3 protein-coding genes and 1 pseudogene are annotated in these 6000 nt (G+C 63.7%); all 4 read left to right on the top strand.

What is annotated here, in order from left to right; translation table 11 throughout:
• Positions 1-255, top strand: a pseudogene (locus ABZ348_RS30695) (MerR family transcriptional regulator); the annotation flags it as partial.
• 1128 nt (positions 256-1383) lie between these two features.
• Complete coding sequence (locus tag ABZ348_RS30690) at positions 1384-1764, top strand: hypothetical protein (RefSeq protein WP_358938586.1); 381 nt, start codon at positions 1384-1386, stop codon at positions 1762-1764.
• 37 nt (positions 1765-1801) lie between these two features.
• Positions 1802-2077, top strand: coding sequence for a hypothetical protein (locus tag ABZ348_RS30685; RefSeq protein ID WP_358938584.1), 276 nt, complete (start codon positions 1802-1804; stop codon positions 2075-2077).
• A gap of 1313 nt (positions 2078-3390) precedes the next feature.
• On the top strand, positions 3391-5253 hold the full coding sequence (locus ABZ348_RS30680; protein WP_358938582.1) for a DUF742 domain-containing protein: 1863 nt from the start codon (positions 3391-3393) through the stop codon (positions 5251-5253).
• Positions 5254-6000 lie beyond the last annotated feature (747 nt).

The following is a 6000-nucleotide window of genomic DNA, read 5'->3' as shown; positions in this document are numbered from 1 at the left end:
ACCCTGGCCGATCCGGCGCTGCGGCAGCTCTTCCTCGACTACGACCACGCGCACGACCTCGACGCCGATGATCCCCGCGTCGACGACCTCGCCCGCCGGATCGCCGAGGCGACCCGGGAACGCTACGGACCCGAGGAACCGCCCGAGCTGGATGCAGCCTCCGATATCCCTGCCCTCATCCAGGGAACGATCAACGCCTCATCCCCGGCATGGCAGCGACTCGACACGCTCATCCGTGCACAACTGGATGCGTGACTCGTCGTCGGACGCACGGTCCAGGCTGACGTGCGGAATTCAGTCAGGGCACGCCGCATACCGCAGGGCAAACGTTGCTGACGTGACGCTAGATCGCCGAGCACGGCTCGGCACGGCCCGAACTCTCACGTCAACCCTCGACAGACCTCCAGCGCCGACCACTAAGCCCTTGAGACCACCACCATGCAGCAGAGCAAAGTCAGCACAGAGTCGGGTTGTTGTCCGCGGACAACACGCCGACCGTGGGTGGGGGAGTAGCTCTTGTTGTCCGCGGACAACAGATCGGTGCCTCGCCCGGACTACTGGTGGTCTCTCTGCGGACGGCTATCGCGCTCCTCGTCGGAGCCGTCTCTCCACGAACCGGCCGTTTCTGGCTTCGGTCTCAGCGAACCAAGGGCTCTGCCATTCTTGATCATCTGCAGGGCCGGGGACTCGTAGACAATTCGGGGTGGTGCCGTCGGGTTCCGTCCGGCGGCAGCTGCCAGAAGCGGCGGAGGGGCCGGCTTCGGGAATCGACGGCGCCCCTCCAGGGCCTGAGGAATCGCGTCGTCATCGATGGTGCCCAGGTGTTCTGGCGCAATAGGTGGCTAGCCTCGTCAGTTCGGGGCGCGGCCGCATCCACGCGCGGCAGACGTTGGCATCAAGTTCGACCTAGTCCATGAACCAGCAGGCGACCTGGTACGCAAAGCCCAGGTGACGCTGACGGGGACAGGGGAGTGGCCTCCCGAAACTCCGACGCCCGCGATGTGCATTCATGCAGTCGGCCAGGCCCGTGGAACTCCGGTACAAGGTCCTGCCTCGGCTTCCCCGTCGGACCCTCGGTTGTTGTCCGCGGACAACAACCTGGTGAGGGAGTGGGGGAAGTGGACCGTATTGTCCGCGGACAATAGGTCCTTCCCGAACCGGAAGAAGGGCGAGCTGTTGTCCGCGGACAACACGTTTCGATGGCACGAGACCCGAACGTTGCCGACTACGAACTGCTCCCTTTAGCGGGTCGCCCCGCGCGGAGTACTGCCTCCAGGAACACCGCGAAGTCGTCAGCCATGAGTGTGTCCAGTCTTAGGGAGGATCTCGTCTATGGCATCCGTTCCGTGGAGTACCCACGCTGTCGAACTCCGGTCAGACATCGTGATCAAGAAGTTCCGGAGCGAGGAGCGTGAGGAGTGCATGCGGGAGTGGCGTGCGCTGACGTTGCTCATGGAGTACGCACCGGGCTTGGCCCCTCGGCCCTATGGCGCTGACCTTGAGGCGGTGAATCCAGAGATAGTGATGCCGCGCCTGCCGGGTGATCCGCTGCGGGGCGAGCCGCTCACCGATCGACAACTCAAGGCTCTGGCGGCGGCATTGAACGAGTTGTATGCCGCAGTTCCTATGGAGGCATTGGCTGGCATTCCCGTCCGGCTTCGTCAGCAGCAGGGACTCATCAACCAGATCCACGATTGGGTACAGCTGATTCCCCGGAACGTCAGCGGTGAGGTGCGTCAGTCCCTGCACGGCGGCCTTGAATAGCTGGCCTGTTCCGGCGTGGACCGAATCGACACGCCAGATGTCCCGATGGTCCTCGGTCCAGGGGACGGCAACCCTTGCCAACTATCTGTGGGACGGCTCCCGTGTGAGGGTCGTCGACTTCGAAGACTCAGGCCTCAGCGACCGCACTTTCGAGCTAGCGGAGATCACCGAGCACAGAGCCAGCTGGGAAGGCCCACCTCTCAAAGTGGAGGCGCTCCTCGATCTGATCGACCTGAACCCCGCCGAACGCGCACGCCTACCGGAATGCCGCAGACTCCTGGCGCTCGTCTGGTTGTTCCTCTTGTCCCTTTGACGACCCTCAGTATCCCCGCAATCCGCCCGGAACACCTGAGCGTAAAGCCACCCGGCTTGCCAGGCTGCTCGCCTAGCCTCCCAACCCTGTGGGCCCTTGTTGAAGGCAAGCCGGCGCTGTCAGCGCTGCAGGCACAGGCCGGTCACACATCCCGTCAGCGCCCCCACAGGACGAGCCATCCGATCAATAAAAGCGACCCGTCGGCGGACAGGCCTGAGCATGGGCCAGCGGGAAGGGTTCCGCGACCTTCCAGAACCAGCCTTGTCGCTCTCTTCCCCTCCGCAAGGCGGGGGAGGCGACGACTCAAGCCCCGCGCAGCTAGGCAGGTCGATGGCCTAACAGCCCCGCGCCCGCGCTGGAGACCGACATACATGGGCACAGGTCCCGGTTGTTGTCCGCGGACAACATCTCGACTACGGAGTGGGGGAGTGGTCCTGTTGTCCGCGGACAACAGGGCCGGTCGGACGAGGCCTGATCCAGCAGGAACGGAGTGGAGAACCCTGCTTCAGGCTCCAGGCGTATCGGGTGCAGCGAATGCGGGCTTTCCTCGGGTGTGCCGTCCGGAGCCGAGTGCCGTTCGCAAGAACGTGGCGGGTACTCCGCCCTGAGACAACTTGTTTCGGTTGTGCCTCTCCGTCACCTCAGATGTCTGCTCTGGCATCAAGGGACACCGCCCAGCCTTCTCCGCTGCGGATCAGTCACGTCAGTTCCGCTCCGCCAGGCCCCGCGACCGGGATTGCGTACCGCAGCGAATGCCCACTCGTATCGGAAGGAGCGCGGGCGTGCGACCGGCCTCTAGCGTCCCTAAGAGCTGTGGGAGTCCTTCTGTAGGGCACCGGGAGGTCCGGTGCCCAAGTGGTCAACGGTCTGCAGTGTTCTTCTGAGTCTCCGCAGCCCGTCGTCGCCAGGAACGAAGTGCTGCGGCACTGGCAGCGACTAGTGCCGCGGCAACGAGCTGCGCCGGAAGTTCGGTGAGTAGGCCACGGGCGAGCAGTTCAAGGACGCTCTGCATTGGAGTGGGCATCGGATGCTCCTGAAGTTTGGTGCTGGTGGACGCCGTCGGTGACGGCACCATCCGGGCTCGTTGTCGCAACGACCCGCGCTCACCACGTTCCGTCTGTTGGGATGGCCCGGTCCACTTGTTCGAGGTTCGTCTGAACAAACCTGGATAACGGCCAGTTGTCTGTTCGATGTGGGGAGATGAGATGTCCGGAGGAAGCCGACGGACACGTCCGTGGGGGCCACTCAAAGGTCCGGACGATCAGGCCAACGATCTGGCGGTGCTACTACGCGGCTGGCTGGATACGGCTGGCATGCGCGTGGACGACCTCTTGGATATGTGGGGGCCGGACCATTTCACCGATGGCCGCGTACCAGCAAAGTCGACGGTGTCTCAGCGGTTAGCTGGAGTGGGTCTGCGCCAGGACTTCATCGAGGCCGTAGCCGACGCATGCTCGCGCGACGCCTCTGGCCGCGCGCAGCTCCTCCAGGAGGTGAAGGATCTCAAGGAGCGCTACGTATCGGGGGAGTTCATCAGCGGGCCCGCGAGAGAGGAGTCTGCCTCGGAGCTCGTGCGGGTGCAGCAGCGGTCTCTGGAACTGTCGGACAAGCTGATGCGCGCGATGGAGCGCGCCGCCGAGGTGGAGCAGGAGCGAAGCAGCGCGAACCACTTGGTGTTGTTGCTGTTGACGATGGTGGATGGGCTGCAGAGGAATATCTCTGCTTTGACGCGGGAGCGCGATCGCTTGCGCACCTCAGTGCCGGAGCAGACCGCGCAGATACGAGAGCGCCTCAGGCGTAGTGAACAACAGCGGACAACTGCGGAGTCCGAGTTGGAGCGAGCTCGCAGCGAGCGTCACAAGGCCGACCGGCTCGCCGAGGCGGCAGCCGAGCAAGTGCGGGCTCTGACCCAAGAGCTTGAGCTGCTGCGGGGTAAGAGTGCCAACGCTTCTGGGGTGCCTCCAACTCACTATCGCGAGGTGTTCGATAATCCTGCCGACGACATCGACGTTGCTCTGCTCAAGGCTGCTCGGCATCTGGATGATGGTGCGGATCGTCTGGAACGCCTCGCTGATGAACTACACCTGGACAACCCTTCTACCAGTGGGAACTCCCCGAACAACTCGGACGAGGCTGTCGCCCGCGCGACGGTGGAAGAGATCAAGTCCCGGCGGGCAGAGGGCGCCGACATTGCAGACTTCCTGTCCAAGACCGCACACGAACTGCGGCCTATGGACGTGCTAGTCACTGTGGATGCGCTGCGGAACGTCGCTCACGATGCGGAGGCCGATCTCCTTCTCATCGCCGCAGGGACCGTACGCAGCCCTACAGACATGCCCTTCCTCATCGCCCAGCTGCGGACAGACGAGCGCCACGGAGACGCCGGACAGCTCATCACAGCGGTCGGCCGCTCACGGGATCCCGACGAAGTCCTGCTCATCGTGTCCAAGCTCCGCGAGGCAGGCAGCGAATCCGACGCCTACCAGGTACTGGCGGCGGTGGGACGTATCCGGCTCTTGGCCGAAGTACCGCCGATCTTGGCCACAGCCAGTCATCAAGATGCTGAATGGATTCTCAAAGTCGCCCTGCGGGAACGTCCTCACCACGACATCGTGTACCTGCGTGGGGCTCTTGAGAGGCTCGGCACAGCGACCGAGCATCTTCTGCACCACACCGTCGGTGCTCACCAACGCAGCCATGAGGCCGGTGAATCAGCTGACGCGGCATCTTGGTTCAGAGCGGCGATGTCCGACGACGGGCATGGGGGAGAGGGATCAGACGCGGGCGGTCTCGTGGGTACTCACCTCACGCAGAGACCGCCCCTACCTCGCCGGCGCCGGTCTAAGCATGGGCCCGAGTCGCGAGAGGTTTTCCCCCCGTTGACCGCTGACCTTTTGCCTGTCGATTCCGTCGTCACCGCTACAGACGACGACAGCGGGATTCCCCGCTTGCCTCCGGACGTGCAACGCATCTGTCGTCTCTGCAGAGAACCAAGAACGATCATCGAGATCGCGCAGGAACTGAACTATCCGCTCACCGTCACGCTCATTCTCGTCAGAGACCTTGCCGACGCCGGAGCCGTCAGTGTCAGCGAACCGGAGCAACCAAAAACCAGGCGGCGCTGGGGAAGCATGTACGCGGCCGCGGGGCTTGATGGTGCCAGCCCAGGTTCGTAGTGACCGAAGTTCCGGCGCAGCCACGGGCGACGCGGGCGTGGGGTGCGCGCCGAGGGTTGCTCTTTCCTCCTCGTGCGCCTCACCGGGATGGGTACTGAGGGCCACCGCAACCGCCTTAGCCTCTCCAAATCTACGGAGGCCAAGGCGGCACGGAGCGTCTGTCACGTCGGTGAGGGCAGGACAGAGCTCGCTTCGGGCTAGTACGGAGCCAAGATGTACTCCCGGCCCATCCGGGACAACAGAGCCAATCAGGCTGGCGACGGAGCAGACGAGTCGTGGGGAGGGACTCTGCCACCAAGCAGCCGAAGGGTGCGGTGTCGTAAACGTGGGGGAGTGGAGCAACCCGACTGGATACCCGGTCCTCACTCATTTGGGGCTCTCCACGGCTCATCGATGGGGCCAAATCTCCTGTGCGGGCTTCTGGCGGCCTGTCAGGAGCCAGAAGGTCACTTCATACCAATGCCCTTGAGATCGGCCTCGTACGCCGCCTTCTAGCCAGCCACTTTTGAGAAGAAATTGGCCATTTGCCCGATTTCCTTCACTGGTGCAGTTCTGATGATCGCCCAGGTCTGAGGGGCCTGCCACACTTGGCCCGGAGTTCGGTTCACCCGCGACACCTGGGTGATGGCGCCCAGTGCATAGCGAGCCTGTCTGTGGTTGCAGACAATGATGCGGCGAGTAGTCGCCTGATCGTCGACGAGGCTATCGGCCCGCCACAGGATCACGGACTGTACGAACCTTTCGTGT

The organism is Streptomyces sp. NPDC005963 (genome assembly GCF_040638655.1).
Taxonomy (GTDB): Bacteria; Actinomycetota; Actinomycetes; order Streptomycetales; family Streptomycetaceae; genus Streptomyces.
This window is presented reverse-complemented; position numbering and strand designations above follow the sequence as displayed.